26 protein-coding genes are annotated in these 26089 nt (G+C 72.9%); 10 read left to right on the top strand and 16 right to left on the bottom strand.

Going from position 1 to position 26089, the window contains the following annotated elements:
- The first annotated feature begins 9 nt into the window (after positions 1 to 9).
- From ACIG36_RS12110 to ACIG36_RS12100, 3 genes are all read left to right on the top strand, one after another.
- The gene (locus ACIG36_RS12110; RefSeq protein ID WP_399925778.1) at positions 10 to 630 is read left to right on the top strand and encodes a hypothetical protein; all 621 of its coding nucleotides are present in this window, start codon (positions 10 to 12) and stop codon (positions 628 to 630) included.
- Complete coding sequence (locus ACIG36_RS12105) at positions 630 to 1664, top strand: serine/threonine-protein kinase (RefSeq protein ID WP_399925776.1); 1035 nt, start codon at positions 630 to 632, stop codon at positions 1662 to 1664. Before ACIG36_RS12110 ends, ACIG36_RS12105 begins: the two co-directional genes overlap by 1 nt.
- Positions 1665 to 2046: 382 nt before the next feature.
- Positions 2047 to 3801, top strand: coding sequence for a glycosyl hydrolase family 18 protein (locus tag ACIG36_RS12100; protein WP_399925774.1), 1755 nt, complete (start codon positions 2047 to 2049; stop codon positions 3799 to 3801).
- A 42-nt stretch (positions 3802 to 3843) separates the two neighbouring features.
- On the opposite strand, the gene ACIG36_RS12095 is transcribed toward ACIG36_RS12100, so the two are convergent.
- Positions 3844 to 4413, bottom strand: coding sequence for a PadR family transcriptional regulator (locus ACIG36_RS12095; protein ID WP_399925772.1), 570 nt, complete (start codon positions 4411 to 4413; stop codon positions 3844 to 3846).
- A 106-nt stretch (positions 4414 to 4519) separates the two neighbouring features.
- Between ACIG36_RS12095 and ACIG36_RS12090 the strand changes: the two genes are divergently transcribed.
- Positions 4520 to 4948 (top strand): nuclear transport factor 2 family protein, encoded by a 429-nt coding sequence (locus tag ACIG36_RS12090; RefSeq protein ID WP_399925770.1) that lies wholly within the window; start codon positions 4520 to 4522, stop codon positions 4946 to 4948.
- On the opposite strand, the gene ACIG36_RS12085 is transcribed toward ACIG36_RS12090, so the two are convergent.
- Together ACIG36_RS12085 and ACIG36_RS12080 are read right to left on the bottom strand one after the other, a co-directional pair.
- Positions 4882 to 6903: an NACHT domain-containing protein gene (locus ACIG36_RS12085; protein WP_399925768.1), complete on the bottom strand. Its 2022-nt coding sequence runs from the start codon at positions 6901 to 6903 to the stop codon at positions 4882 to 4884. The genes ACIG36_RS12090 and ACIG36_RS12085 overlap by 67 nt on opposite strands.
- Before the next feature lie 417 nt (positions 6904 to 7320).
- A complete protein-coding gene (locus tag ACIG36_RS12080; protein ID WP_399925766.1) occupies positions 7321 to 8628 on the bottom strand; it encodes a streptophobe family protein in 1308 nt (435 codons plus the stop codon).
- A gap of 183 nt (positions 8629 to 8811) precedes the next feature.
- Between ACIG36_RS12080 and ACIG36_RS12075 the strand changes: the two genes are divergently transcribed.
- Together ACIG36_RS12075 and ACIG36_RS12070 are read left to right on the top strand one after the other, a co-directional pair.
- Complete coding sequence (locus ACIG36_RS12075; RefSeq protein ID WP_399925764.1) at positions 8812 to 9957, top strand: DUF6777 domain-containing protein; 1146 nt, start codon at positions 8812 to 8814, stop codon at positions 9955 to 9957.
- Positions 9958 to 9964: 7 nt separating this feature from the next.
- Positions 9965 to 10744, top strand: coding sequence for a DUF998 domain-containing protein (locus ACIG36_RS12070; RefSeq protein WP_399925762.1), 780 nt, complete (start codon positions 9965 to 9967; stop codon positions 10742 to 10744).
- Here the strand turns inward: ACIG36_RS12070 and pqqE are convergent.
- The 5 genes from pqqE to ACIG36_RS12045 all read right to left on the bottom strand — a co-directional run bounded on the left by pqqE (position 10714) and on the right by ACIG36_RS12045 (position 13557).
- Positions 10714 to 11793 carry a pyrroloquinoline quinone biosynthesis protein PqqE gene (gene pqqE / locus ACIG36_RS12065; RefSeq protein ID WP_399925760.1) on the bottom strand — a complete coding sequence of 360 codons (1080 nt, stop codon included), beginning with the start codon at positions 11791 to 11793 and terminating at the stop codon, positions 10714 to 10716. The genes ACIG36_RS12070 and pqqE overlap by 31 nt on opposite strands.
- Positions 11786 to 12082: a pyrroloquinoline quinone biosynthesis peptide chaperone PqqD gene (pqqD, locus tag ACIG36_RS12060; protein WP_399925758.1), complete on the bottom strand. Its 297-nt coding sequence runs from the start codon at positions 12080 to 12082 to the stop codon at positions 11786 to 11788. The genes pqqE and pqqD overlap by 8 nt, the downstream gene beginning before the upstream one ends.
- A 4-nt stretch (positions 12083 to 12086) precedes the next feature.
- The gene (gene pqqC / locus ACIG36_RS12055) at positions 12087 to 12827 is read right to left on the bottom strand and encodes a pyrroloquinoline-quinone synthase PqqC (protein ID WP_399925756.1); all 741 of its coding nucleotides are present in this window, start codon (positions 12825 to 12827) and stop codon (positions 12087 to 12089) included.
- Positions 12824 to 12982 carry a pyrroloquinoline quinone precursor peptide PqqA gene (pqqA, locus tag ACIG36_RS12050; protein WP_399925754.1) on the bottom strand — a complete coding sequence of 53 codons (159 nt, stop codon included), beginning with the start codon at positions 12980 to 12982 and terminating at the stop codon, positions 12824 to 12826. The genes pqqC and pqqA overlap by 4 nt, the downstream gene beginning before the upstream one ends.
- Before the next feature lie 134 nt (positions 12983 to 13116).
- Positions 13117 to 13557 (bottom strand): phage tail protein, encoded by a 441-nt coding sequence (locus ACIG36_RS12045; RefSeq protein WP_399925752.1) that lies wholly within the window; start codon positions 13555 to 13557, stop codon positions 13117 to 13119.
- A gap of 161 nt (positions 13558 to 13718) precedes the next feature.
- Between ACIG36_RS12045 and ACIG36_RS12040 the strand changes: the two genes are divergently transcribed.
- Together ACIG36_RS12040 and ACIG36_RS12035 are read left to right on the top strand one after the other, a co-directional pair.
- On the top strand, positions 13719 to 14750 hold the full coding sequence (locus ACIG36_RS12040) for an SDR family oxidoreductase (protein WP_399926439.1): 1032 nt from the start codon (positions 13719 to 13721) through the stop codon (positions 14748 to 14750).
- Positions 14740 to 15339, top strand: coding sequence for a TIGR03086 family metal-binding protein (locus tag ACIG36_RS12035; protein WP_399925750.1), 600 nt, complete (start codon positions 14740 to 14742; stop codon positions 15337 to 15339). Before ACIG36_RS12040 ends, ACIG36_RS12035 begins: the two co-directional genes overlap by 11 nt.
- Here ACIG36_RS12035 and ACIG36_RS12030 read toward each other — a convergent pair.
- From ACIG36_RS12030 to ACIG36_RS11995, 8 genes are all read right to left on the bottom strand, one after another.
- Positions 15336 to 15884: a type 1 glutamine amidotransferase domain-containing protein gene (locus ACIG36_RS12030; RefSeq protein WP_399925748.1), complete on the bottom strand. Its 549-nt coding sequence runs from the start codon at positions 15882 to 15884 to the stop codon at positions 15336 to 15338. The genes ACIG36_RS12035 and ACIG36_RS12030 overlap by 4 nt on opposite strands.
- The gene (locus tag ACIG36_RS12025; protein ID WP_399925746.1) at positions 15881 to 16501 is read right to left on the bottom strand and encodes a diguanylate cyclase; all 621 of its coding nucleotides are present in this window, start codon (positions 16499 to 16501) and stop codon (positions 15881 to 15883) included. The genes ACIG36_RS12030 and ACIG36_RS12025 overlap by 4 nt, the downstream gene beginning before the upstream one ends.
- A gap of 37 nt (positions 16502 to 16538) precedes the next feature.
- The gene (locus ACIG36_RS12020) at positions 16539 to 17642 is read right to left on the bottom strand and encodes an enolase C-terminal domain-like protein (protein WP_399925744.1); all 1104 of its coding nucleotides are present in this window, start codon (positions 17640 to 17642) and stop codon (positions 16539 to 16541) included.
- The gene (locus ACIG36_RS12015) at positions 17639 to 19300 is read right to left on the bottom strand and encodes a GMC family oxidoreductase (protein ID WP_399925742.1); all 1662 of its coding nucleotides are present in this window, start codon (positions 19298 to 19300) and stop codon (positions 17639 to 17641) included. Before ACIG36_RS12015 ends, ACIG36_RS12020 begins: the two co-directional genes overlap by 4 nt.
- Positions 19301 to 19388: 88 nt before the next feature.
- Entirely contained in the window at positions 19389 to 20018 is a 630-nt protein-coding gene (locus tag ACIG36_RS12010) for a gluconate 2-dehydrogenase subunit 3 family protein (protein WP_399925740.1), read from the bottom strand.
- A gap of 3 nt (positions 20019 to 20021) precedes the next feature.
- Positions 20022 to 20468, bottom strand: a complete 447-nt coding sequence (locus ACIG36_RS12005; RefSeq protein WP_399925738.1) for a hypothetical protein — start codon at positions 20466 to 20468, stop codon at positions 20022 to 20024.
- On the bottom strand, positions 20465 to 22345 hold the full coding sequence (locus tag ACIG36_RS12000) for a thiamine pyrophosphate-requiring protein (protein ID WP_399925736.1): 1881 nt from the start codon (positions 22343 to 22345) through the stop codon (positions 20465 to 20467). Before ACIG36_RS12000 ends, ACIG36_RS12005 begins: the two co-directional genes overlap by 4 nt.
- A gap of 51 nt (positions 22346 to 22396) precedes the next feature.
- Positions 22397 to 23353, bottom strand: coding sequence for an LLM class F420-dependent oxidoreductase (locus ACIG36_RS11995; RefSeq protein WP_399925734.1), 957 nt, complete (start codon positions 23351 to 23353; stop codon positions 22397 to 22399).
- A 221-nt stretch (positions 23354 to 23574) separates the two neighbouring features.
- Here ACIG36_RS11995 and ACIG36_RS11990 point away from each other — a divergent pair, with 221 nt between their 5' ends.
- Positions 23575 to 24291 carry a L,D-transpeptidase family protein gene (locus tag ACIG36_RS11990; protein ID WP_399925732.1) on the top strand — a complete coding sequence of 239 codons (717 nt, stop codon included), beginning with the start codon at positions 23575 to 23577 and terminating at the stop codon, positions 24289 to 24291.
- A gap of 66 nt (positions 24292 to 24357) precedes the next feature.
- Complete coding sequence (locus ACIG36_RS11985) at positions 24358 to 26082, top strand: GAF domain-containing protein (RefSeq protein ID WP_399925730.1); 1725 nt, start codon at positions 24358 to 24360, stop codon at positions 26080 to 26082.
- Positions 26083 to 26089: the final 7 nt, after the last annotated feature.

The following is a 26089-nucleotide window of genomic DNA, read 5'->3' as shown; positions in this document are numbered from 1 at the left end:
GGACGGGGCATGAACGCCGTCCCCTACGCCTACGACTCCGCCCCCGGCGTCCCCGGCTTCGAGCCGACCCATGTGGTGCCCAAGGACGGGCTGTCCACCTGGGCCGCCCCCGACGCGTCCGTGCCGACCGAGCCCCTGGACCCGCTGCTGCCCGTCCAGTTGCTGACCCGGCGCGGCGACTGGGGGCAGGTGCTGTGCGACAACGGCTGGGCGGCCTGGGTCGACGCACGGCTGCTGGTGGCGCTCCCGCAGAGCCCGCCCCCGGCGGGCGCGCCGCTGGTGCGTACCGCCGACGCCCGCAGGCTGCTGGCCAAGGTCGAGGAGGCCCTGGCCCGCTACCGGCGGGCGGTGGAGGAACTGGCGGCCGGCCGCACGGACGGCGAGACCTTCCACCGGGACACCCACGGGCTGCGGATCGGCGCCGTGGTGCACGGCGACGCGCTGTGGCTCTACGACTCCGAGCACGACCGCTGGTGCTACTGCGACGGCACCGCCATGACGACCATCGCCGCCCGCGAACCCGCACCCCAGTCCGTCCCGCCCGAGGCCACCCGCCTCGACAGCCCCGCCTCGGGCCCTCCGCCCAGCCCGGCCCCGGCCCCTCCGCCCACCCGGCTCGGTGACAGCTGATGGCGTCCGACGAGCACCGCCGGGCCCGCCCGGACGACACCCTGGCCCCCGGGCCGTCCGGCCTGATCGGCCGCCGGATCGCCGGCTACCGCGTGGAGAGCGAGATCGGGCGCGGCGGCATGGCGGTCGTCTACCGCGCCACCGACCTGCGGCTCGGCCGTACCGTCGCCCTCAAGCTCCTCGCGCCCGAACTGGCCCGCAACGACACCTTCCGCGACCGCTTCGCGCACGAGTCCCGGGTGGCCGCGGCCATCGACCACCCGCACATCGTGCCGGTCTTCGAGGCCGGCGAGGTCGAGGGCGTCCTCTACATCGCCATGCGCTACGTGGCCGGCCAGGACCTGCGGGCCCTGCTGGACCGGGAGGGCCCGCTGCCGCTGCCCACCGCCGTCCGCATCGCCGGGCAGGTCGCCTCCGCCCTGGACGCCGCCCACGCGCACGACCTGGTGCACCGGGACGTCAAGCCCGGCAACATCCTCGTCGCGGAGGGCACCGACAGCGACCACCCCGAGCACGTCTACCTCACCGACTTCGGCCTGACGAAGAAGTCGCTGTCCCTGACCGGGTACACGCGCGTCGGCCAGTTCGTCGGAACACTGGACTACGTGGCTCCGGAACAGATCTCCGGCAAGCCGGTGGACGGCCGCTGCGACGTCTACAGCCTGGCCTGCGTGGTGTTCGAGATCCTGACGGGGGCGCCGCCCTTCCAGCGCGACAACGACATGTCCCTGCTGTGGGCCCACCAGAACGATCCGCCGCCGCTGCTGTCCGAGCGCGTGCGGGGCCTGCCCGGCCGGGTGGACGAGGTGATGACCACCGCGCTGGCCAAGGCACCGGACGACCGCTACGACAGCTGCCTGTCGTTCGTGACGGCCCTGCGGCGGGCGGGCCGCGAACGGCCGCAGGCCCCGACCGCTCCCGAACCGGCGGGCGAGCACCCCGGCACCCGGGTGGAGGCGGCCCCGCCACCCCTGCCGCCGCCGTGGGCGGCCCCGGTCTTCCCGGAACTGGGCGGACCCCAGGGCGCACCCTGAAGCCGCCGCCCGCCGACCGCCGCCCGTACTTGACCTCCCCGTGATCGCGACCGGGTCCGGCACGGCGCCTGCCGGTGCGGCGAGCATGCCGAAGAACGCGAGGGTGCCGATGGCTACGGCGGCGATGCGGCGCATGAAGTTCCTTTGCTTGTCGGGGCTTTGGGGGCGGGGGAGTGCATCCCCCGCCCGTGTCCGGCATGCCCGGCGTCACCCGTACGTGAGGGAGTGAACGATCCCTCGCTCGGGTGCCCGGCCCCGCCGTGCCGTCGCTCACCCGAACGGAGGACCTCGGCGGCCCGTCGCAGTGGGTAGTGATGCGTTGGCCAAGGCGCCGGTGCGACCGTCGGCGCCACCTGGGGGGCGAGCGACCGGAGGGTCACCAGTGAGCACGGTTCGGTACCACGGCTACTACCCGCAGTGGGCGATCTACGACCGGAAATTCTTTCTGAAGGATCTCGACGCCAACGGCACTGCCGAGCGGCTGACCATCCTCAACTACGCCTTCGCGAACATCTCCTCCAACACCGGGATCCACCCCGGCTACAAGGCGTTCGCTGCGACCGCGCCGAACAAGAACCCCGGTCACGCGGACGGCGGCAAGGACGTCGGTGACGCCGAGGCCGACTGGGGACGGCCGTTCACGGCCGAGCAGTCGGTGGACGGCAAGGCCGACCCGGGGTTCTGGGGCGATGCCAAGTACCTCAAGGGCAACTTCAACCAGCTGCGGAAGCTCAAGGCCAGGCACAAGAAGCTGAAGGTGCTGATCTCGATCGGCGGCTGGACGTACTCCCGGAACTTCTCGGAAGCGGCCAAGCCCGAGAACCGCAAGGCGTTCGTGAAGTCCTTCATCGACCTCTACATCAAGGGCGACCTGCCCGTCGAGGTCTGGACGGACACCGAGCGCTACCCCAAGCAGAGGGTGAAGACCTACGGAGGCCCGGGGACGGCCGCCGGGATCTTCGACGGCATCGACATCGACTGGGAATGGCCGGGGTGCGACGACGGTCTGCCGGGCAATATCCACAGCCCCGACGACAAGAAGAACCTCCCGCTGCTGCTGAAGGAGTTCCGCGAGCAGCTCGACGCGCTGCCGGCCCGGCCCGGCGGCGGCAAGTACCTGCTCACCGCGTTCCTGCCGGCGGACCCCAAGGTCATCGAGGCGGGCTGGGACGTGAAGGAGGTGATGAAGTACCTCGACTACGGCAATCTGCAGGGCTACGACCTGCGCGGCCCGTTCGGCCGCCCGGACGACAAGGTGACCAACCACCAGTCCGCGCTGCACGTGCCCAAGGACGATCCGCACCCCAGGAAGCTCTCCGTGGAGACGGCCGTCGACGCCTGGGTCAAGGCCGGGGCGCCCGCGAGCAAGCTCGTGCTGGGCATCCCGTTCTACGGGCGGGGCTGGCAGGGCGTGGAGAGCGACACCAACGGCGGGCTGTTCCAGAAGGCACCCGATCCGGTCGCCAAGCCCAAGGCCAAGTACGAGCCGGGCGTCAACGAGTACCGGGACCTCGCCGGGCTCGCCAAGGCGGGCTACACGGTCCACCGCGACGACACCAACGGCGTCGCCTGGCTGTACAGCCCGTCGGACAAGATCTTCTGGACCTTCGACGACCCCATGGCGGTCTACCTGAAGGCGAAGTTCGCCAAGGACAAGGGCCTGGCGGGGGCCATGGCCTACTCGCTCGACGGCGACGACCAGGTGAGCGGAACCCTCACCCGCCACATCCAGGCCGGCCTGAAGGGCGAGCAGCCTCCCACCAGGCCCCCGCTGCCCAAGAACGCCTGCGACGCCCCCGAGTGGAACAAGAAGTACGTCTACACCAGCAAGAACAGGGTCACGTACAAGGGCGAGCTGTGGCAGGGCACGTTCTGGAGCAAGGGCACGGCCCCCGGCACCGCCAACGGCGACGGCCAGTTCCCCTGGCGGAAGCTCAAGGCGTGCATGATGCCCATCCACGTCAAGCTCCCCGAGGGCGCCAGGCCCTGGAACGGCTCGGTCGGCTACGACACGGGGGACTACGTCACCGTCGACGGCCAGCTGTACTCGGCGGCGTGGAAGATCCCGGCCCATCACCCCGACAAGCCGGGAAGCAATGACGAGACCTGGCAGCCGATGGGCGCGTACGAGAAGTAGCCGCCCGCCGGAGCCCCGGGGCCGTACGGCCCCGGGGCCGCGTCACCGCCCGGCGCGGGCCGCCTGCCGCTGCCGCAGGACGGCCGCGATGCGCAGGCACCAGTCCCGGTTGTCCTGCTCGAAGGTCAGTCCGCGCAGGCAGGTCAGGTACGGGCCGATCCGCTCGCCGTCGCGCAGGAACTCCTCCTCGTCCACCTCGCCGCGCATCCGCCGCAGCAGCTCCTCGAAGAGCCGGACCTTGGCGGCGGCCGCGGCCGCACGCTCCTCCAGCTGCTCGATCAGCGGCCCCGTGTCCACACGATCGGCGGCCTGGACCTTGACCAGCAGGTCGTCGCGGATGAACGAGGGCTTCGAGACGGTGGCCGTGAACCGCTCGAGCTCGGCGAGACCGGCGTCGGTCACCCGGAACAGGCGCTTGTTGGGCCGGCTCTCCTGCACCACCTGCCGGCCCTCGACCAGCCCTTCCCTCTCCAGCCCGGTCAGTTCGGCGTACAGCTGCTGGGGCAGCGCGTGCCAGAAGTTCGCGACGCCGACGTCGAACGCCTTGGCCAGCTGGTAACCGCTGTACTCGCCGTCCAGCAGCGCCGCGAGTACCGCGTGTCGCAGGGCCATCGCAGCCGCCCCCTTCCCTTTTCGTGTCCTCCCGTGCAGCATACTCAAGAAACTGACTACTCATATTCTTGAGTATCGAGCGTATCGAGATATCGAGGAGGGTCCATTGGAGACCGCCGCCGCCCGTTTCCGCGCCGCCGTCGAATCGCGCGATCTGTCCGCGTTCGACGCCCTGTTCACCGACGACGTCCGCTTCTACAGCCCGGTGAAGTTCACCCCCTTCGAGGGCAAACCCATGGTGCTGGGCCTCCTCAAGGTGCTGCTGCGCACCTTCGAGGACTTCCGCTACATCGGCCACCTGGAAGGCACGGCCGAGACCGGCACCGACGGTGACCGGGCAGCGTCGGAGATCCTGCTCTTCCGCGCCGTCGCGAACGGCAAACAGATCCACGGCATCGACCTGCTGCAGTTCGACGAGGCGGGCCGCATCAAGGAGTTCACCGTGATGGTCCGCCCGCAGTCGGCCGTTCAGGCCCTGGGCGAGGCGGTGTTCGCCGGCCTGGTGGCCGACGGACTCGTCCCCGGGGGCCGCTGACGACCTGGGCAGTGCCCGAGGTGCTGCTGGAGGCGGGCGTGGCGGAACTGGTAGACGGGGCCGATCCGGCGCAGGACGCCGAGCCGGTGCGCGTCGGTGAGGAACGTCTGCAGCCGCCAGGGGAGCCGGCCGCGTGCGGCGAGGAGCAGGCGGGCGATGGAGTAGTGGGGCCAGGAGTGGGCGGGCAGGGCGACGCCGGCGCCGAGGATGCCGCCGTGGAAGAGGCCGATGACGGCCGCGAACACGGTGGTGCGCAGCGGGTGGTAGGGGGACCAGGACACGACGGCCCGCATGACACCGTCGGGAATGTCGAAGATCACCCCGCAGGCTGCCCCGCTGATCAGCGAAATCAGGCGATCGGCCTGAATGGAGGATGTGGCCGTCGCGACCTCGTCGGCACCGGACGGGCCCCGGACCCAGTCCAGTGCGGCCAGGCTGATGCCCACCACGGTGCCGATCACCAGGCCCCATGGCACGGTCCCGGACGGCAGGACGGTTTCGTACCCGACAAACGTGTAACCGGCGAAGACGGTCTCGCTGATGACGGCGACGCCGGAGACGAGTATGAGCGCGCGGGCCAGCTTCCTGCGCCGGTTGCGTCGAGCGGGCCGGCTTCGGCTGGGCATGTGGGGAGGGGACGGCAGGCCGCCGACGCCCAGCAGGCACAGCCACAGGCTGAAGCAGCCGAAGCCGATGGCGGCCACGAGCACCGGCCCGAAAACGCCGTGGTAGTAGTACAGCGCCGCCGGCAGAGCCGCGAGACCCCCGGACAAAGCAATCACAGCAGCCAGGGCGGACGAACGAGTCAGGCTGCGTTCCCGCATGATGACCAGACCGCTGAGGCCCAGCAGAGGGACGTTGATCAGGGCCTCGAGCGCCGACAGGGGATACCACCGCAGGGCCTCCGGCCACGAAGGCACATCCAGCACAACCACCAGGACCGACGTGGTCAGCAAAAGCGTGACGCAGGTGAGCAGGGCCCACGTCCACGCGCGCCGCCATGGCCTGGCGAGGGCCGGAGTCCACCGGTACAGCTGCCACCACATCAGGTCGTAGGTGCCCTGGGCCTGCATCCCCGCCGCAAGATAGGTGAGGTAGCGCTGGGCCTGCCGGGGATCCCAGCTTCGGTCGGGGTGCTGTCGCCGGGCGCGGTGGTAGAGAGTGGGGACCAGCGCGTCGAGGAGGTGGTGCTCGATGTCGGTGGATGTGGGGAAGCGCCGTGCGTCGGTGAGTTCGGCGGGGTCGTTGCCTTCGTCGGCGTAGAGGGACCGGGCCAAGGCCACCATCAGAGGGCTCGTCAGGGCCTGGGCGGCAGGGGAGTGCGGCCGGTGATCGAGGTGTTCGGCCAGGGCGTCCCAGCCGTGTTGACGGGATCCCGGTGGTGTGGCCAGCCTCAGGAGGGCGAGGGCGTCGTCGGTGCGTACCGGCGAGGGCTCGAGGACCGCTGCTCCGGTCAGGACGCCGCTTCTTGCCACCGCTCGCAGGTAGGGGGCGGTGCGGCAGGTGAGGACGAGAGGGGTGTCGGACGGCAGGGTGTCGTTGAGAGAGGCCAGGGCTGCTGCCCGGCTTCGTTCGGGAAGCTCGTCGAGACCGTCGAGTATCGGTATCAGGCGGTGTTCGGTGAGGAGGTCCTCGATGGCACCGGCACCGTAGGTCTCGGTGTCGGCTATCGCCGGGTAGTCGGCGGCGATGCGGCGGCGCAGCCAGTGGCCGGCACTCTCGCGCGCGGGATCGAAGGAGGACAGTGAGAAGAGCACCGGCACCGGGTCACCGGTGGCGCGCGTGCGCAGCAGGGCGAGCAGCAGCAGGATGGTGAAGGTCGTCTTCCCCGAGCCTCCCGGCCCCAGCACCACAAGGCGCCGACGCGCGAGGGACCTGAAGGCGGCGGTCAGTTCCCGCGGGTCACCGACCTGGCAGACCACCGCGGTGCCCACCAGCTGACGGTGGTCGGACACGCCTGGGTGGGAACAGTCCGACCAGACCACCGGCAGGGGCGCCGGGTCGTAGAGTTGCCGGAGAGCCGCCTCTTCCTCCCACTGCCGGCGGACCGTAAGGGCCAGTACCTCTGCGGCATCCGCGACCTGTCCGCTGCTGGAATGCGGACGACGGCCACTGCCGGAACGCCAGGCCCACATGGACAGTACTCCGAACAGGGCGATGACAGTACTCAATATCGCGGTGACGGCGGAGAGCTGATCAGGACCCCGCAGTGGCCACAGCGACAACAGCCCGCACAAGACCACGGCACACAGTGCCCAGGTCACTATCCAACGCCAATGCATATCGAGTGAAACGACGTGCCATTGGCCGGAGTTACAGCGGCGGCTTTCGGTCTCCTGTTCTCGGCGGCCGTTCGTCACGAGACCCGTCGGTCACCAGCCGCCCCCCCCCGGCGCGTCCGGCGGCTCCACCTCGCCGCGGCGGTGCACCCGCCCCGCCGCCAGGCCGCCCACGAACCCCGCCACCAGGCCCCACAGCAGCCCGAATCCCAGCAGCCGCAGCAGCCGTGCGTGCAGGGAGACCTCGCCGCCGAAGTCCTCGAGGTCGCCCAGGCCCAGCAGCGACAGGCCGAACCGGGCCGAGACCCGGGTGAGTAGCCCGACGACCAGCAGCGTCACGGCCACCGCCAGCGCGAGCCGCACCGCGTGCTGCCAGGGGCGGGTGCCGGCGGGCGAGCGGACGGCCAGGACGAAGCCGGCCGCGAGCAGGGCCAGCGCCGCCAGCGGCACCAGCAGCCAGGCACGGCCGTCGTACTCGGCGAGCGAGGCGAGGTCGACCGTCGCGGTGCCGCCGTCGGTCTCGCGGAGCACCGCCGCCAGCGGTCTGGGCACCGGGAGCCCGATGTCACCCGGTACCCGCCCCTCCCAGGCCCCGCCCAGACCGATGCCGAACGCCATCCACACCAGGTTGGGCAGGCCCAGCAGCATGACGGCGAAGGTCTGCGCGGTGTTCTCGCGGGTGAAGGCCGCCACGACGCCGGTCAGCGCCCCCAGCACCACATAGGTCAGCAGCACCACCAGCATCGCGAAGGCGGCCGGGCGCACCGAGTCCTGGAAGCGCAGCGCCCGCGAGGGCAGCGGCGTCTTGCGGGAGACGGCCATGGCCACGGCCAGCAGCACCAGCAGCCACAGCAGGCCGAAGCCCAGCGTGGGGCCGACGGCCGCGCGGAAGCCCACGGTGGGCGTGGCGCCCAGCGCCTCGCCGAGCTCGTCGATGAAGTCCTCGCCCACCTGGATGCGGAACGTGTGCCGGGCCGCGAGCGCGATCAGCAGCAGGGCCAGCAGCCACAGGACGGCCGTCCGGGCGACCCGGGCGAGGAGTTCGCCGCCGCTCGCCACCGCGTGGTGCCGCAGCGGCAGCAGGAAGAGCACCGCGATCACCAGCGCACCGGCCAGCGTCACCGACAGCGGCACCAGCGCCAGATCGCCACCCGTACGGCCCAGGAAGCCCGCGCCGCCCGACATCTCGACCGTGCCGCCGACCGCGGTGACGACCGTGGCCGCGAGGACCGCGGCGAACGCGCCGCCGGGCAGCCCGGCCGCTCCCGCGGCCCACAACCCCAGGGCGGCGACGGCGAACATGGCGGCGACCCCGGCGGCAACCGCCGCCAGCGCGTCCCACCAGGCACGCAGTTGGCGGGATGCCCCACCGGGGGGCGGGGATGTCGTCGGCCTGCTCACGGTGCCCAACGTAAGCCAGTCGCCGTCCTGCCACCCGTCCGCGCGGGCGCCCGGGGGAATCACGGGCCCGCCCGGCATACACGCCCCGCATGCCCGCTTGCGGCTCGCCCCGGTTTGCGACACACAATGTGCGCGGGGGCGGTGAGCAGGAACCAGAGAACCTCCAGCGTAGGAGTAGGGCCCGTGTCGTCCGAACCGCCGTCAGGAAATCGCCCCTCCGGCCCCCCGTCGGGCCCGCTGTCCGGTCGCGGTTCCCAGCCGCCCGGCCGCCCGTCCGAGGAGCAGGAGGCCACCCGGCAGGACTGGACGGCGCAGCCGTCCGGCCCGTCCGGGCCGCAGCAGCCCCCCGGCCCGCCCGCCCCGCCCTCGGGCGAACGCGGAACCCCCGGCGAGCGGCCCGGCGGCCGCCCGCCCTGGTGGCGGTCGAAGGCCGCGATCGCGGCCGCGGCCGTGGTGGTCGTCGCCGTGCTCGCGATCGTCTTCTTCCGGCAGGGCAACGGCGGGAACGGCGAGGTCGTCCTGCAGTCGGCGGCGGCCGACGGAAGGGATCCCTTCACCCAGTCGTCGGCCAAGGGCGGCGGATCCACGACTCCCGCCCCCGTCGAGGGCGGCAGCAGCGCCAACCGCAGCATCCCGGGCTCCAAGCCCGGCCTCTACGCCGGTACCCGCAACAAGGCCAGCTGCGACGTGGAGCGCCAGATCGGCCTGCTGAACCAGGACCAGGCCAAGGCCCGCGCCTTCGCGGCCACGGCCGGCGTCGAGACCGGTCAACTGGCCTCCTACCTGCGGGGCCTGACCTCCCTGAACCTGCGCTACGACACCCGCGTCACCAACCACGGCTTCAAGGACGGGGAGGTCAGCAGCTTCCAGTCCGTGCTGCAGACCGGCACGGCCGTCCTGGTCGACGACCGGGGCGTGCCCAGGGTGCGGTGCGCCTGCGGCAACCCGCTGAAGCCACCGGTCGCCGTCAAGGGCAACCCCAAGGCCAAGGGCGACACCTGGCCGGACTACCGCTCCTCGGACGTGGTGGTGGTCCAGCCGGCCGACGCCGTCATGGAGAGCTTCGTCGTCTACGACCCCGCCACCAAGGAATGGTTCGAACGCCCGGTCGGCACCGACGGCGAGGACGACCGCGCGGTGGGCGCGCCCAAGGGCGGCGTGCCCGCCACCCCGACCCGTCCGGCCCCGGCGCCGACACCCCAGAGAACCACGCCGCCGGCACCGACGCGGACGTACACTACTCCGATGTCGCCGCCCCCGCCCCCGCCCGTGGACTCGCCGCCGACGCCCCCGCCGGCCTACCGGCCGCCGCCGCTGAGCGGGAACTGAGACCCCTTTGAAGCGTGATGCGTCCGCCGCCCTCCGCGGAGCCGCCGCCGGCCGGCCCCGTGGGGGGCGGTCGGCGGCGGGCCCGCGTCACGGGTGGGCGCCGCTGCTGCTGGCCACGGCCGCCGTCGTCTACAACGACTGGCTGCTGGAGCTCTTCCTGCCCACCGGTCTCGACCCCCGGCACTCCTACGTCAGCGAGCTCTACGCCGCCGACCAGCGCTTCCATACGCTCTTCGGCCTCGTCGAAGTGACGGCCGCCGTCCTGGTGGTGACGGGCGCGTACCTGGCCCGCGGACCGGAGGGCAACCGGTGGTCGGCGGCCGGCTGGTGGTCGCTGGTGGCCTTCGGCGTGTTCTCCGTGGCCGATGTGGTCGTGCCGATGCGCTGCGCGCCGTCGGTGGAGAGCGCCTGCGAGGCCGTCAACCCCTGGCACACCACGACCAGCGCGCTGGTCCACACCGCGCTGTTCGCCTCGATGGCCCTGCTGGTCATGGCGTCGGGCACCGACTCCTTCCCCCGCCCGTCGATCCGGACCCGGGGACCGTGGGTGCTGGGCAGCGCCCTGCTGACCGCGCTGGCCACGGTGGGGCCGCTGGTCGGACGGCCGGGCTGGCACGGCGTCCCCCAACGGGCCCATCTGGTGCTGGTGGGCCTGTGGTTCCTGCTGCTGGCCGGCGCCCTGCGCCAGGCCGCCGGAGCAGGTGCGGGCGTACTGCCCAAGGCGTCCGCCGGGCCCGTCGGGACCGCCGGCGGTGTTCAGCCGTCCGGCACCGAGCCCCGGGCCTGAGGCACGGCGGGCGCGCCCCGGGCGTCCCGGACGATCGCGGCCACCAGGCCGTGATGCGGCGAGAGCCGGCACACCGGATCCGTCGCGGCGGCGTCACCGGTGAGCTGGAACGCCTGGCAGCGGCAGCCGCCGTGATCGATCTCCTTGCGCGGGCAGCTCCGGCACGGCTCCCGCATCCAGTCCGTGCCACGGAACCGGTTGAACGCCGGGGAGCGGAACCAGATGTCGGCCAGCGCGGCCGCCCGGACGTTCGGCACGTCCAGGTCCGGGATGCTCGCGGCCGCCGGGCACGGCAGGACGTCACCGTTCGGCGCGACGGTCAGCTGGCGGCTGCCCCAGCCGTGCATGCACGGCTTCGGGACCCCCTCGTGGTGATCGGAGGTCACATAGACGATCTCCAGCCGGCCCGCCAGGCGCTCGCGCTCCCGGCGCACCACCGCCTCGGCGGCCTCGAGCTGCTCCCGCGTGGGCAGCAGCGCCCGGCGGTTGAGCAGCGCCCAGCCGTAGTACTGGGTGTTGGCCAGCTCCAGCCGGTCGGCCCCCAGAGCCACGGCGAGATCGACGAGCGCCCCGGTGCGCCCGATGTTGGCGCGGTGCAGCACGACGTTGAGCGTCAGCGGCAGACCGGCCTCCTTCACCCGCCCGGCGGCCGCGAGTTTGCGCCGGTGCGCCGGGGCGCCCGCGAGCGCGTCCGCCCCGGCCGCCTCGGCGTCCTGCAGGCTGATCTGCACATGGTCCAGGCCCGCCGCCGTCAGCGCGGCCAGCCGCCCGACGGACAGGGCCTGCCCGCCGGTGACGAGGCTCGTGTACAGCCCGAGGCCATGCGCGTGGGCGACGATGCGGGGCAGGTCCCGGCGCAGCAGCGGCTCCCCTCCGGACAGGTGCGCCTGCAGCACCCCGAGTGCGCGGGCCTCGTCCAGGACCCGGCACCATTCGGCGAGGGTGAGCTCCGCGTCGTACGCGGCGAGGTCCAGCGGGTTGGAGCAGTACGCGCAGCGCAGCGGGCAGCGGTACGTCAGCTCGGCGAGCATGCCCAGCGGCCTATCCACCGGGCCGCTCCCGGGGCACGCCGGAGGGTTCGATCAGCCGCCGTCGGGCCAGGCGGGTCAGGAAGGAGCGCACGTCCTGCGCCACCACCGGCTCGTACGTCCCGGAGAGGGCACCGAGGATGGCGGTCACGTCCCGCTCGCCGTCGCAGAGGGCGAGGACGGCCGCGCCGGTCCCGTTGAGCAGGAGCACGCCCTCGGGGTGGAGCAGCACCTCGGCGCCGCGCACCGGGTCGTGGGCCAGCCGTGCGCCGCGGCACAGCCGCCACCGGATCCCGTCCGCGCCGGGCACGGCGTCAGCCCGTCCGGCTCGCGTGCTCGAGGGCGTCGAGCATGCTCCACAGCACGTCGCACTTGAAGGTCAGCGCGGCGAGCGCGGCGTCCTGCTGCTGTCGGGTGGTGCAGTGGGAGACGACCAGGTCCAGGGCGTGGCGGGCGTCGTCGGTGGCGGCGGCCGGGCGGGTGGTGAAGTAGTCGTGGCCGGAGGCGTCGACCCAGGGGTAGTGCGTGCGCAGGGCGGTGAGCCGGTCGCGCAGCAGGCCCGGTGAGAACAGCTCGGTGAGGCAGGCGGCGACGGCCTCGATCCAGGGCCGGGTACGGGCGAAGGTCACATAGGCGTCCGCGGCGAAGCGGACTCCGGGCAGGACGTGCCGCTCGTCCAGCATCTCGGCACGGGTGAGGCCGGCGGCCTCGGCGAGGGCCAGCCACTGGGCGTTGCCGCCCCGGCCCTCGGCGGTGCCGTCCTGATAGGTGATCCGCTGCGTCCAGCGCCTGCGCACCTCGGGGACGGGGCAGTTGGCGATGATGGCCGCGTCCTTCTGGGGCAGCAGCTTCTGGTAGTACCACCGGTTGGCGATCCACCGGCGCAACTCCTCCCGGCTCAGGCCGCCCTGGTGGAGCCGCAGATGGAGCGGGTGCCGGGACCAGTACTGGTCGGCGTGCGCGTGCAGCGCGGTGGTGAAGGCCGAACGGGTGAGAGACCCGTTGTGCCCGGCGTCCGTCTGCCCGGATTCCGCCTCCGGGCCGGCCGCCGTCACCACCGGCCGGCGTACGCGGTGACCTCGGCCCCGAGCTCGACGTCGGTGAAGTCGGGCGGAATCCACGCGGCCCGCGCGGGGCCGTCGGCGTCCTCGCCGGGGGAGCGGTCCATGACGGCCGGGAGCGGGCCGGTGGTGGCAGCGGCGGTCGTCATGGACGTTCTCCCTCGAGTTCTGCGGATGCCGGTGGCACGGGGGCCGGGGACCGCGCTCATCCCCGTTCTCCAGGGTCGGCAATGCCCGCTTGCTCCCGCAATCGCTGGAACGGGTGAACGGGGATCGGGCCCGGCTATTCGACGGTGATGTCCTCGTAGGTGATCGTGACCTGTTCCGTGGCGCCGTCGGAACCGGTGGCGCCCAGCTGCGGGCCTTCCCATCGGGAGGCCCAGGCGTTGGTCAGGTGGATGCGCCGGACCGTCTGTTCGTGCGCGTCCTTGACGGCGATGGTGATGTTCTGCCGGGCGCTGTCGAGGTCGGCGTTGACCAGTGTGGACTTGATCCAGTCGGTGAACGCGGTGCTCTTGTCCATGCCCCGGGTGATCGTGATCTCGCCGGCCCTTCGCGAACCCGGCTGTTTGCGCACGATCAGCTCGCCGGTCGGGGACACTTGCCGGACCTCGACGACGTCCTGTTCCAGGGTCAGCCCCGACACCTCCTGGACCGTTTCCACCTGGAACCTGCCGAGTTCGATGGCGAAGGTGCTGCTGTTGAAGGCGTCACCGGTGAGCATGGGGTGCCTCCCGCACTTGATTCGGGTGATCGTGTGATAAGTCAAGCAGTGTTGTGTCGAATCCGGCATGCCCGGCGCGTTCCATCACCCGGACGGGGGATCTGCGGGCGTACCGGCCCTCCCTGTTTGACGGTCGCCGCCCCGGGTACCCGGCGCCGATGATGAAGAGAACGAAGAGCTCCGTCGTGGTCGTGACCGGTGCCAGCGGCGGCGTGGGCCGGGCCACGGCCCGTGCCTTCGCCGAGCGGGGCGCCAGCGTCGCGCTGCTGGCCCGGGGGCGCAAGGGGCTGGAGGCCGCGGCCGCCGAGGTGCGCGGGCGCGGTGGCCAGGCGCTGGTGGTGCCCGTGGACGTGGCCGACCACCACGAGGTCACCGACGCGGCGAACCGCGTCGAAGAGGTGTTCGGCCCGGTCGACGTGTGGGTCAACAACGCCTTCACCGGCGTCTTCGCGCCCTTCGTCGAGATCGAACCCGACGAGTTCCGGCGCGTCACCGAAGTCACCTACCTCGGCTACGTCTACGGCACCCGCGCCGCCCTCTCCCGCATGCTCCCGCGCGACCACGGCACCATCGTCCAGGTCGGCTCCGCCCTCGCCTACCGCGGTCTGCCCCTGCAGTCCGCGTACTGCGGGGCCAAGCACGCCATCCAGGGCTGGAACGAGTCCCTGCGCTGCGAACTGCTCCACCAGGGCAGCAAGGTCCGCACGACCATGGTCCAGCTGCCGGCCCTGAACACGCCGCAGTTCGGCTGGGTGCTCTCGCGCCTGCCGCGCCGCCCCAGGCCCGTGGCGCCCGTCTACGAGCCCGAACTCGCCGCCCGCGCCATCGTGCACGCCGCCGCCCACCCCCGCCGCCGCGAGTACTGGGTCGGCGCCAGCACCGTCGCCACCCTCCTCGCCAACGCCGTCGCCCCCGGCCTTCTCGACCGCTACCTCGCCCGCACGGCCTATGCGGCACAGCAGCGCACCGAGAGCGCGCAGGAGATGCCGCCGGTGAACCTGTGGCATCCCGTTGACGGCGACGGCGGCCACGACTACGGCGCGCACGGCGACTTCGGCATGGGGGCCCGGGTGCACGGTCCCCAGCTGTGGCTGAGCGAGCACCGCGGCGCCCTGGCCGGCGGCGCGGCGTTCGCCGCGGCCGCACTCGCCGCGGCCCGGATGCGGGCGGACCATGGGCACCATGACCGGTGACAAGAACCTGACCGACTCCCGGCGGCGCACGCTGCTCGCCCGGCACGGCGAGGCGCTCGACCTGTTCACCGACCGGGTGCACGCCATCCGCCCCGGGCAGTGGGACGACCCCACGCCCTGCACCGAATGGACCGTGCGCGACCTGGTCAACCACCTGGCCGTGGAGCAGCTGTGGGTGCCGCCCATGCTCGAGGGCGCGACCATCGAGGAGGTGGGCGACGGCTTCGAGGGCGACCGGCTCGGCGACGACCCCGTCGACACCTGGGACCGGGCGGCCGACGCCGCCCGCGAGGCCTTCCACGCCCGCGGCGCCCTGGACCGGACCGTCAACCTGTCCTACGGCCCCAGCACCGCCCACTCCTACTGCGCCCAGATGATCTCCGACCTGGTGGTGCACGCCTGGGACCTCTCCCGCGCGATCGGCGCCGACGAGCACCCCTCGAAGGCGCTCGTCGACTTCACCCGCCACGAGGTCGAACCGTACGCCGACGACCTCTCCGCCTCGGGCCTGTTCGCGGCCCCCGTCCAGCCGCCGCCCGGCGCCGACTCCTGGCAGCGGCTCCTCGCCCGGCTCGGCCGGCAGCCCTAGCCGTCGCCCCGCGCCGCGCGGAACTCGGCGGTGAACGTCCGGCAGAACGCCTCGAGGTCGTCGGGCTTACGGCTGGTGATGAGCGTATTGGGGCCGTGCGTGCACACCTTGACCTGCTCGTCGACCCATGAGCCGCCCGCGTTGCCGATGTCGGTGCGCAGGCTCGGCCACGAGGTCAGCGTGCGCCCGCGCAGCACATCGGCCTCCACGAGCGTCCACGGGGCGTGACAGATCGCCGCCACCGGCTTGCCCGCCCCGAAGAAGTCCCGGACGAACGCCACCGCCCGCTCGTCCATGCGCAGGAAGTCCGGGTTGGCCACCCCGCCCGGCAGCACCAGGCCGTCGTACTCGGCGACGCCCACCTCGGCCACTGTCCGGTCGACGGGGAACGTGTCGGCCTTGTCGAGGTGGTGGAACGCCTGGACCGTCCCCGGCTTGGTCGACACCAGCTGTGGCGTGCCGCCCGCCTCCTCGACGGCCTTCCAGGGGGTGGTGAGCTCGACCTGTTCGACGCCCTGCGGCGCCACGAGGAACGCGACCTTCATGGTGACTTCCCTTCATCCGATTGCCGGTCCTTCCGGTCCTTCCGGTCCTTCCGGTCCCGGTGCTTGGCGGCGCGCAGGCAGCGCGTGAGCTCTTCGGCGTACGGCAGCACGACGAACACGCCGATCCCCAGCCCGATCCCGGCGAGATACCCGCGCGGCAGCGGCCGGCGGCGCGGCACCAGCCGCCAGGCCCGCCGCCGGCCCCGGCCGCCGCGCAGCAGGGCGCGCACCTGCTCGGGATGCAGACACATCAGCGAGCCCAGGGCGGCGAACGGCAGGGTCTCCAGAAAACTGTGGATGTGCTGTTCGAGCGGCTTGACCTCGCGGTCGCCGCGCAGGGCCGTCCGCACGTCCCACAGCGCGGTGGCCTCGTGCGCGGCCGTCGCGCCCAGCTGCACGGTCAGCAGCAGCGGGTTGACCTCGTACAGCAGCGTGAGCGCGATGGGGATGCCCACCTCGGTCATCATCAGGGCGTGGATGGCCGACTCCCGGGTGCCGGAGGTGTCCTCGATGCGGGTGCGCCGGTGCATGACCCAGTCGGCGACGCCGGGCACGAACCAGCCGGGCAGGAGTCCGTACATCAGGTAGCGGGTGGTGGCGGCCTCGACGTCGGGCATGCGGTCTGTGCTCCTCGGGATCAGGCGGACGGGGCGGTCAGCGGACGCGGCAGGCGCTCGCCTCCTCGTGCCGGAAGCCCATCCCGTGGCCGGCCTCGCCGTTCGCGCCCGGCCGCAGCACCCCGCCTGTCGGGTCGAGGGCGCCGGTGAAGAAGGCCGACTCGATCCGCGCGTGGTCGTGGAACCACTCCACGTGCCGCAGGTTGGGCACGCACGCCGCCACGTGGGCGTGCACGTGCGGCGCGCAGTGCGCCGAGATCTCCAGGCCGTGCGCCTGGGCCACGGCCGCGGCCCGCAGCCAGCCCGTCAGGCCCCCGCAGCGGGTGGCGTCGGCCTGCAGGCAGTCGACGACGGGTGCCAGCCGGGCGAAGTAGGACAGGTCGTAGCCGTATTCGCCGGCCGTCACGTCGCACGCGCACAGATCGCGCACCACCCGCAGCCCCTCGAGGTCGTCGGAGGAGACGGGCTCCTCGAACCAGACCACCCCCAGCCCGTCCAGCGCCCGCCCCACCCGCACCGCCTGCTTGCGGGTGTACGCCCCGTTGGCGTCCACGTACAGGGCGGCCTCCGGCCCGATGGTCTCGCGGGCGTGCCGCACCCGGTCCAGGTCGCGCTCGACGGCCCGGCCCCAGGACTCACCGATCTTGATCTTGACGCGGTCGATGCCGTGCCCGCGCACCCAGTTGTTCAGCTGCGCCGCCAGATGCGTGTCGTGGTACGTGGTGAACCCGCCGGAGCCGTACACCGGGACGGCGTCCGTGACCGCGCCGATCAGGCGCGGCAGCGGCACCCGCAGCAGCCGGGCCTTGAGGTCCCACAGCGCGATGTCCACCGCCGACACCGCGCACCCCACCAGCCCCGGGCGGCCCGCGTTGCGCACGGCTCGGACCATCGCCTCGTTGGCGCCCGCCACGTCCATCGCGTCGCGCCCGGTGACCAGCCCCGCGAGCAGACCGCCGGCGGCGTCCGCCGCGCCGGCGGGCGCGTACGTCCAGCCGAGGCCGGTCTCACCGCCGCAGCGCGCCTCGACCACCACGACGGTCGTGGAGTCCCAGGCGAGGGTGCCGTCGGCCTCCGGCCCCTCGGTGGGAAAGGTGTACGCCGAGACGTCCAGCGCCTCGATCCGCCCGCCGCTGCTCATCGTGCGCGCCCTTCGATCAGTCGTGTGGCGGCCCGGTCGGCGAGGGCCATGATGGTCAGCGCCGGGTTGGCGCTGCCCTGGGTCGGCAGCACGCTGCCGTCGGTGACGAAGAGGTTGGGGATCGCGAACGACCGCAGGTCGGCGTCCACCACGCCCTCCTCGGGCGTATGTCCCATCCGGCAGCCGCCCACCAGGTGCGCGTAACGCTCCACCGTCATCAGCTCGGTCGCGCCCGCCGCCCTCAGGATCCGCTCCATCACCTCGCGCGCCGCCTCCATCAGCAGGTCGTCGTTGGCGCAGCGGCTGTGGTCGAAGCGGGCGACGGGCAGCCCGTGCCGGTCGGTCGCCTCCGCCAGCGTGACCCGGTTGCGGGCCTGCGGCAGGAACTCGCACAGGGCGCCCAGCGTCGCCCAGTGCACATAGTCCGCCATCCGCCGCCGCAGATCGGCGCCCCAGTGCCCCTGCGCGGTCACGTGCTCGGCCCAGGTGATGGGCAGCGGGGAGACGGTCTGCACCGAGAAGCCGCGCCGGTAGGGCCGGGCCGGATCGGTCTCGTAGAACTCCTCGCAGCTCACCTCGGGCGGCGGCCCCTTGTACATGCGGATCTCGTCGGGGAAGCGGCCGGCGGTCTGCGGCGCGCCCTGCACCATGACATGACGGCCCACCAGGTCGTGGTCGTTGCACAGCCCCCGCGGGAAGCGGGAGGTCGCCGAGTTCAGCAGCAGCCTGGGCGTCTCCAGGGAGTAGCCCGCCACGGCGACCGCCGCGGCCCGCTGGAGGCGCTCACGGCCGCCGCTTACGTACCGCACCCCCGTCACCCGCCGCCCCTCGCGGTCGGTCTCCACCCGCGTGACCATCGCGTCGGCCCGGATCTCGGCGCCGTGCGCGATGGCGTCGGGCACATGGGTGATCAGCGGGGAGGCCTTGGCGTCGACCTTGCAGCCCTGCAGGCAGAAGCCCCGGTAGATGCAGTGCGGGCGGTTGCCGAAGCGCCCGTTGGTGATGGCGACGGGCCCCACCCGCGCCTCGATGCCGAGCGCCGCGCAGCCCTCGAGCATCACCTGGCCGTTGCCGCCCACCGGGTGCGGGGGGTGCGGGTGGGGGTGGGGGTCGCCCCAGGGCCAGAACTGCCCGGCCACCGGCAGCTCGCGCTCCAGCCGCTCGTAGAACGGCCGCAGCTGCTCGTACGACAGGGGCCAGTCGACGCCCACGCCGTCGAGCGAGTACGTACGGAAGTCGGAGGGGTGCAGCCGGGGCGCGAACCCCGCGAAGTGCACCATGGAGCCGCCCACGCCGCGCCCGGAGTTGTTCGAGCCCAGCGGGACCGGGTGGCTGCCGCCGACGACCCTGGGCTCGTTCCAGTACAGGTGGTGCGAGCCCCACTCGTCGCTGACCCAGTCCTTCCGCGGATCCCAGAACGGGCCCGCCTCCAGGCACACCACACGCCACCCGGCGTGCGCGAGGCGCTGGGTGAACGTGGCGCCGCCCGCCCCGCAGCCCACCACGGCCATGTCGACCTCGTCGTTGTCGTCGAAGCGCCGCATCGTCCCCTTCAGCTCGGTGACATGCGGCAGCCACGCGGAGGCGTTGCGGCGCCGCACGTCCCCCTGCGGCCGGGCGGACTCCCACAGGGTCCGCCACCAGGCGTGGCCGCTCACGGTGTCTCCTTTGTCGCTTCTCCGCCCGCGCGGCGCAGCGGTGCGGGCTTCGCCGTCGTCCGCGGCCCGGCGGCCGCGCGTGCGACGCTCATCGCGGCTCCTCCCACGGCTCCCGCAGCCCCCGCCCCAGCCGCAGGTAGCCGCGCGGGTAGGCCGGACCGCCGAAGCCGGTCTCGTCCCAGGCACGGGGATGGGCGTAGTAGGCCTCGCAGGCGTAGCGCGTCCACAGCGACCACACATGCGCGGCGGGCATGCCGTGCCAGTCGCGGCCGCCCAACTGCACGACGTGGTGCAGCAGCCGGTCGCGGTCGCCGTACCCGGCCTCGGCGAACCCCCGCCCGCCGCAGCGGACCCGCGCGTCCTCGTCGAGGGCGGCCAGCGAGCGCCGCCACGTCTCGGCGTCCTCGGGCAGATCCGCGTACCGCCAGCCGTCGCCCTCACCGGTGGCGAGCCGGGCGTCGATGACGGTCAGCACCGGAACGTCCGAGTCCTGCGCGGAACGGGCCAGGAGATGGTCCAGCAGTGCCTCGGCCACGGCCTCCTCGGCCGGGGTGAAGAAGCGCAGCGGCGGCTGCGGCCCCGGCGCGATGCGGGCCAGCACCACACCGGCCGTGACCGCGTCCCAGGTCCCCGCCCGGCCCACCGCGCCGGAGCCGTCGCCGAGCCGTACGCCCGTCATCGCTCCGCCCTCCGCAACCGCCTCATCCTTCCCGACCATCCCCTACCGTTCCCTGCGCAGGATGCTCGCCAGCAGCCCCATGCCGCCCACCATGCTCAGCAGGAGCGGGGCGAACAGCGGAGGGCCCAGCTCGACGTTGTAGCGGGCCATGCGCCAGCCGCCGGGCTTCTGGGCGATCCCGCGCACGTGCAGGTACGTGCCCTGCAGGCCGTTGGCGACGATCGCGGCCGACGCGAGCGGCAACGCGGTGCGCGCCGCCTCCTCGCGCGCGTAACCGGCCACCCCCGCCGCCAGTCCCACCGGGCCCAGCAGCACCGGCCACCACATCACGCGGTTGCCGAAGCCGGCCCGGTCGTGCTCGAGGAAGATCTCCGCGGCCGTCACCGCCGACCCGGCGGCCATCAGCAGCGACAGCGACCGCTGCAGCCGCCCGTGCCGCACGTCGTACTCCGCGCGCAGCCGGGTCCGCCGGGCGCGCCGGGGGATCACGACCCCTTCTCCCCGGCCGACCCGGAACCGGAGGCGGAACCGGAGCCGGACCTGGACCCGGACTCCGACCCGGAGCCGGACCCGCCCTTTCCGTGGCCGCCCGGCAGGAACTCCTGGATCTTGGCCTTGATGCCCTGCCGCAGCATGCCCTTGCGGTCCGTGTCGCCCTTGAGGATCGCCGCCGCCGTCGCCTCGATCTGCCCCCACTCCGCGTGCGGCGGGATCGGCGGCACCGCCGGGTCGGTCACGAACTCCACCACCGCCGGCCCCTTCGCGTCCAGGGCCGCCCGCCAGGCGTCCTCCACCTCGCCCGGCTTCTCCACCCGGATCCCGGTCAGCCCCAGCAGCTCGGCGAACTTCGCGTAGGAGACGTCGGGCAGTTCCTGCGAGGGCAGGAACTGCGGCGAGCCGCCCATCGCCCGCAGCTCCCACGTCACCTGGTTGAGGTCCCGGTTGTTCCACACCCCCACCACCAGCCGGGGGTCCTCCCACTGGTGCTGGTACTTCGCCACCGTGATCAGCTCGGCCATGCCGTTCATCTGCATCGCCCCGTCCCCGACCAGCGCCACCACCGGCCGGTTGGGATGCGCGAACTTCGCCCCGATCGCGTACGGCACACCGCAGCCCATCGTCGCCAGCGTCCCCGACAACGAGCCCCGCATCGTGCCCCGCATGGTGATGTGCCGGGCGTACCAGTTGGCCACCGAACCCGAGTCCGAGGTCAGGATCGTGTTCTCCGGCAGCAGCGGCGACAGCGCCCGTGCCACGTGCTCGGGGTTCACCGGCTCCGCGCTCACCGCCGCCCGCCGCGCCATCACCTGCTTCCAGCGCTGCACGTTGGAGATCACCTGGCTCTGCCAGCCGCGCTGGTCGTGCCGCTCCAGCAGCGGGATCAGCCGCAGCAGCGTCGCCCGCGCGTCACCGATCAGATTGACCTCGTACGGATAGCGCAGCCCCGCCAGATGCGGATCGATCTCGATCTGCACGGCCCGCGCCTTGCCGAACTCCGGCAGGAACTGCGAATAGGGGAAGTTGGAGCCGACCGTCAGCAGCGTGTCGCAGTCCCGCATCAGCTCGTACGAGGGCCGGGTGCCCAGCAGCCCGATCGAGCCGGTGACGTACGGCAGCTCGTCGCTGAGCACGTCCAGGCCCAGCAGCGCCTTCGCCACCCCCGCCCCCAGGATCTCGGCGACCTGCTCGACCTCGACCCGCGCCCCGGCCGCGCCCTGGCCAGCCAGGATCGCCACCTTCCGCCCGGAGTTGAGGATCTCCGCCGCGCGCTCGAGGGAGTCCTGCGAGGGCACCGCCTGCCAGCCGCTGCGGTCCAGGCTGGAGGGCACCATCTTGAAGTCGTGCGTCGGCGGCGAGTAGTCCAGCTCCTGCACGTCCGCGTGGACGATGACCGCCGTCGGCGCCCGGCGTGCGTAGGCCGTGCGCACCGCCCGGTCCAGGACGTTCGGCAACTGCTCGGGAACCGTCACCGTCTCCACGAACTCCGACGCCACGTCCTTGAAGAGGGTGTGCAGGTCCACCTCCTGCTGGTACGAGCCGCCCATCGCCGTGCGCGCCGTCTGGCCGACGATCGCCAGCACCGGCACATGGTCGAGCTTGGCGTCGTAGAGCCCGTTGAGCAGATGGATCGCCCCCGGCCCCGACGTCGCCGCGCACACCCCCAGCCGCCCGCTGAACTTGGCGTAGCCCACCGCCTCGAACGCCGACATCTCCTCGTGCCGCGACTGGATGAACCGCGGCTGGTCCCCGGCCCGCTCCCAGGCCGCCAGCAGCCCGTTGATCCCGTCACCCGGATAGCCGAAGACCCGCTCCACACCCCACTCGCGCAGTCGCGCCAGGATGTAGTCGGAAACCTGCTCACCCATGCTGTTCCTCTCCACCTGCCGCTCGACGCCGCGGGCGGCCGCACCCACCGGTCACCCGGCCAGCTCCGGCAGCACCCGCGTGCGATAGAAATCGAAAAAGCCCTGCTGCAGGGGGCCGATCTGACTGACGTGCACCCGGTCGAAGCCGGCCTCCGCGTACGCGCGCAACGCGCCCACGTGGGCGTCCACGTCGTCCCCGCACGTCACCGCCCCGGCCACCCGCTCGCGCGTCACCAGCTCGGTGGCCTGCTCGAAGTGGGCGGGCGTGGGCAGCACCTGGTTCAGCTCGCCGGGCAGCTGCTCCACCGCCCACAGCCGGTGCGCGGTCTCCAGCGCCTCCTCGCGGTCCGGACCCCAGCACACCTTCACCCCGCCCTGCACCGGCTTCTGGCCGCCGCCGCTGCGCCGGAAGCGGGCCACCGCGTCCGCGTCGGGCGTCATCGTCACCAGCCCGTCGCCGATCCGCCCGGCCACCTCGGTCGCCGCTGGGCCGAACGCCGACACGTCGATGGCCACCGGCTCGTCCGGCAGCGTGTACAGACGGGCGTTCTCGACGGTGTAGTGCTTGCCGTGATGGCTGACCTGGCCGCCCCCGAAGAGCAGCCGCATCACCTGAACGGCCTCTTCCAGCATCTCCAGCCGTACCGACGCCTGGGGCCACGCGTCGCCCAGGATGTGCTCGTTGAGGGCCTCCCCGCTGCCCACCCCGAGCCGGAACCGGCCCTCCAGCAGCACCGCGCTGGTGGCCGCCGCCTGCGCGGTGATCACCGGGTTGAGCCGCATGGTCGGGCAGGTGACCGCGGTCTCCACCGGCAGCGAGGTGACCTGCGAGACCGCCCCGATCACCGACCACACCAGCGGGCTCTGCCCCTGCTCGCCCGTCCACGGGTGGAAGTGGTCGGAGATCCACAGCGAGGTGAACCCCGCCTGTTCCGCCATCCGGGCCTGCTCGACCAGGTCCTTGGGGGAGTGCTCCTCACAGGAGAGGAAGTAGCCGTACTCGGTCATCGCCGTCGGATCCTCCTGGGCCGCCCCGGGCCGGGCGCTCGGTGGGCTCAGACGCAACGGGTAACCCCCGGACGCCGAGACGAAACCTCCCGTTTCGCGGTGGGGCGGGACGGGGCCGGGGCGGCGGCCCGCCCCGCCGCACCCGATGGCCGGCATCCGGGGGCGCCGGGGCCCCCGCCGGCCCGCGCAACCAATCGGCGGGCCGAGCTGTCATATCGTTCATGACAAGTTCACCAAGTAGGACCATCCGACGCCGACTTGGCGTGCTGATCGGCGCGGCTGCACTCACCGTGCCCCTGACCGTCGCCGTGGGATCCGGCACCGCGCACGCCGCGACCCCCGCGTGCACCGCCGGGACGGGCCCCTACCAGGCCAAGGCGGAACGATTCCTCGGAAGAACCCCCGACGGTCGCCAGTCCGCCGCCGACTGCCGGGCGATACGCGACTTCCAGCGCGCCCACGGCATCACCCCGGCCATCGGCTACGCGGGCGCCGTGACCTGGGGCGTCATGGACCTCGTCACCCGCCAGAAGGCCGCCGGGACCAACCCGAACGCCGCCGGGAAGTGCCCGGTGGACAAGGGCCGCATCGCCTGCGTCGACCTGACCCGCCAGCTCAGCTGGATCCAGGACGGCCGGAAGCTGAAATTCGGCCCGGTCCCCATCCGCTCCGGCCGCGACGGCTACGAGACCCGCACCGGCCTCAAGAAGGTCTACTGGCGCAGCATCGACCACTGGTCCACCCTCTACAACGTCCGCATGCCCTACAGCCAGTTCTTCGACGGCGGACAGGCCTTCCACGCCATCGACGGCAGCGTCTGGTCGCCGCCGGGCTCGCACGGCTGCGTCAACATGCGCCGGGGCGACGCCAAGGCGTACTGGTCGCTGCTGAGGAACGGCGACGACGTCCACGTCCACGGGCGCAAACCCGGCACCTGAGGGCGGACGCCGCGAGCCGGATGATCAAGATAGATTCGGACCCGGCGTCTGCTGAGGAGAGGAACTGTGGAGAACACCGGGGACGGAGCGGTGCGCTTACCGCACCTGAGACTCGACGAGCTGCTGGAGCAGCTCCAGTCCCGGCTGGACGCGGCCCGCGGCACCCGCGACCGGGTGCACAGCCTGCTGGAAGCAGTGCTGTCCGTGGGCCGCGAGCTGGATCTGGAACATGTGCTGCGCCGCATCGTCGAGGCGGCGGTGGTGCTGGTGGACGCCGAGTACGGGGCGCTGGGGGTGATCGGGACCGACGGGCGGACGCTGTCGCAGTTCCTCACCGTCGGGCTGAGCGACGAGCGCATCGCCGCCATCGGACCGTACCCCTCCGGCCACGGCATCCTCGGGGAGCTGATCCGCCACCCCGCCCCCCTGCGGCTGTCCAGGATCTCCGGGCACGCCGCCTCGTACGGCTTCCCGGCGGACCACCCGCCGATGCACAGCTTCGTCGGCGTACCGATCCGGGTGCGCGACCAGGTGTTCGGCAACCTGTACCTGACCGAGAAGCGCGGCGGCGCCGGCTTCGAGGACGAGGACGAGGCCGTCCTGTCCACGCTCGCCGTCGCCGCCGGTGTCGCCATCGACAACGCCCGGCTGTACGAGGAGGCCACGCGCCGCGAACGCTGGCTGCGGGCCAGCGCCGACGTCACCAACCGGCTGATGTCCGGCAGCCCGCCCGCCGAGGTGATCGGCCTGATCGCCGAACTCGCCCAGGAGATCACCCGGGCCGGGCTCGCCACGGTGTCGCTGCCGGTCGCCGAGGCCACCGCCCTGTCGGTGGAGGTCGCCGTCGGCGAACGGGCCGAGGAGGTGCGCGGCAGGGTGCTGCCGGTGGACGGCTCGCTGGCCGGCGCCGCCTACGCCACGGGCGGCCCGGTCCACGCCCGCAGCGCCCGGCAGCCGGAGGCGGCGGGGCCGCCGGCCCTGCCCGAGCTGCCGGGACCCGCGGTGGCCGTGCCGGTGAAGTCGGGCGAGGCCGTGCGCGGCGTGCTGCTGCTGGCCCGCGCGACGGGACAGGCGGAGTTCTCCCGGGAGGAGACCGAACACCTGGTCGCCTTCGCCGGACAGGCCGCGCTGGCCATGGAACTGGCCGAACGCCGCGCGGACGCCGAGCAGATCGCCCTGCTGGAGGACCGCGACCGCATCGCCCGCGACCTGCACGACCTGGCCATCCAGCGGCTCTTCGCCACCGGCATGACGCTGCAGAGCGCCGACCGCTTCATCGACCACCCCGAGGCCGCCGAGCGCGTCCAGCGCGCCGTCGACGACCTCGACGAGACCATAAAGATCATCAGGTCGACGATCTTCGGCCTGCGGTCCCGCGAGACCGCGGACCGGCACGGCCTGCGCACCCGCGTCGTCCGGGCCGTCGGAGAGGCCGGCACGCTCCTCGGCTTCGCCCCGAGCCTGCGCATGGAGGGCCTGCTGGACACCCAGGTCCCCCGCGCGGCCGTCGACGACGTGGTCGCCGTCCTCGGCGAGGCCCTGGCCAATGTGGCCCGCCACGCCCACGCCAAGTCCGCCGACGTCGCCGTGGTCAACGACGGCCGGAACCTGCTGCTGACCGTCACCGACAACGGCGTCGGCATGCCCGACGGCCCCGCGGGCCGCCGCAGCGGCCTGCGCAACCTCGCCGAACGCGCGGAGAGACACGGCGGCCGGCTGCGGCTGACCAGGCCCCGGACGGGCGGTACGACGCTGACGTGGCGGATACCACTGGCGGCGGCCGCCCGGTAGCGGTACA

Source organism: Streptomyces sp. NPDC053048 (assembly GCF_044547045.1).
Taxonomy (GTDB): Bacteria; Actinomycetota; Actinomycetes; order Streptomycetales; family Streptomycetaceae; genus Streptomyces.
This window is presented reverse-complemented; position numbering and strand designations above follow the sequence as displayed.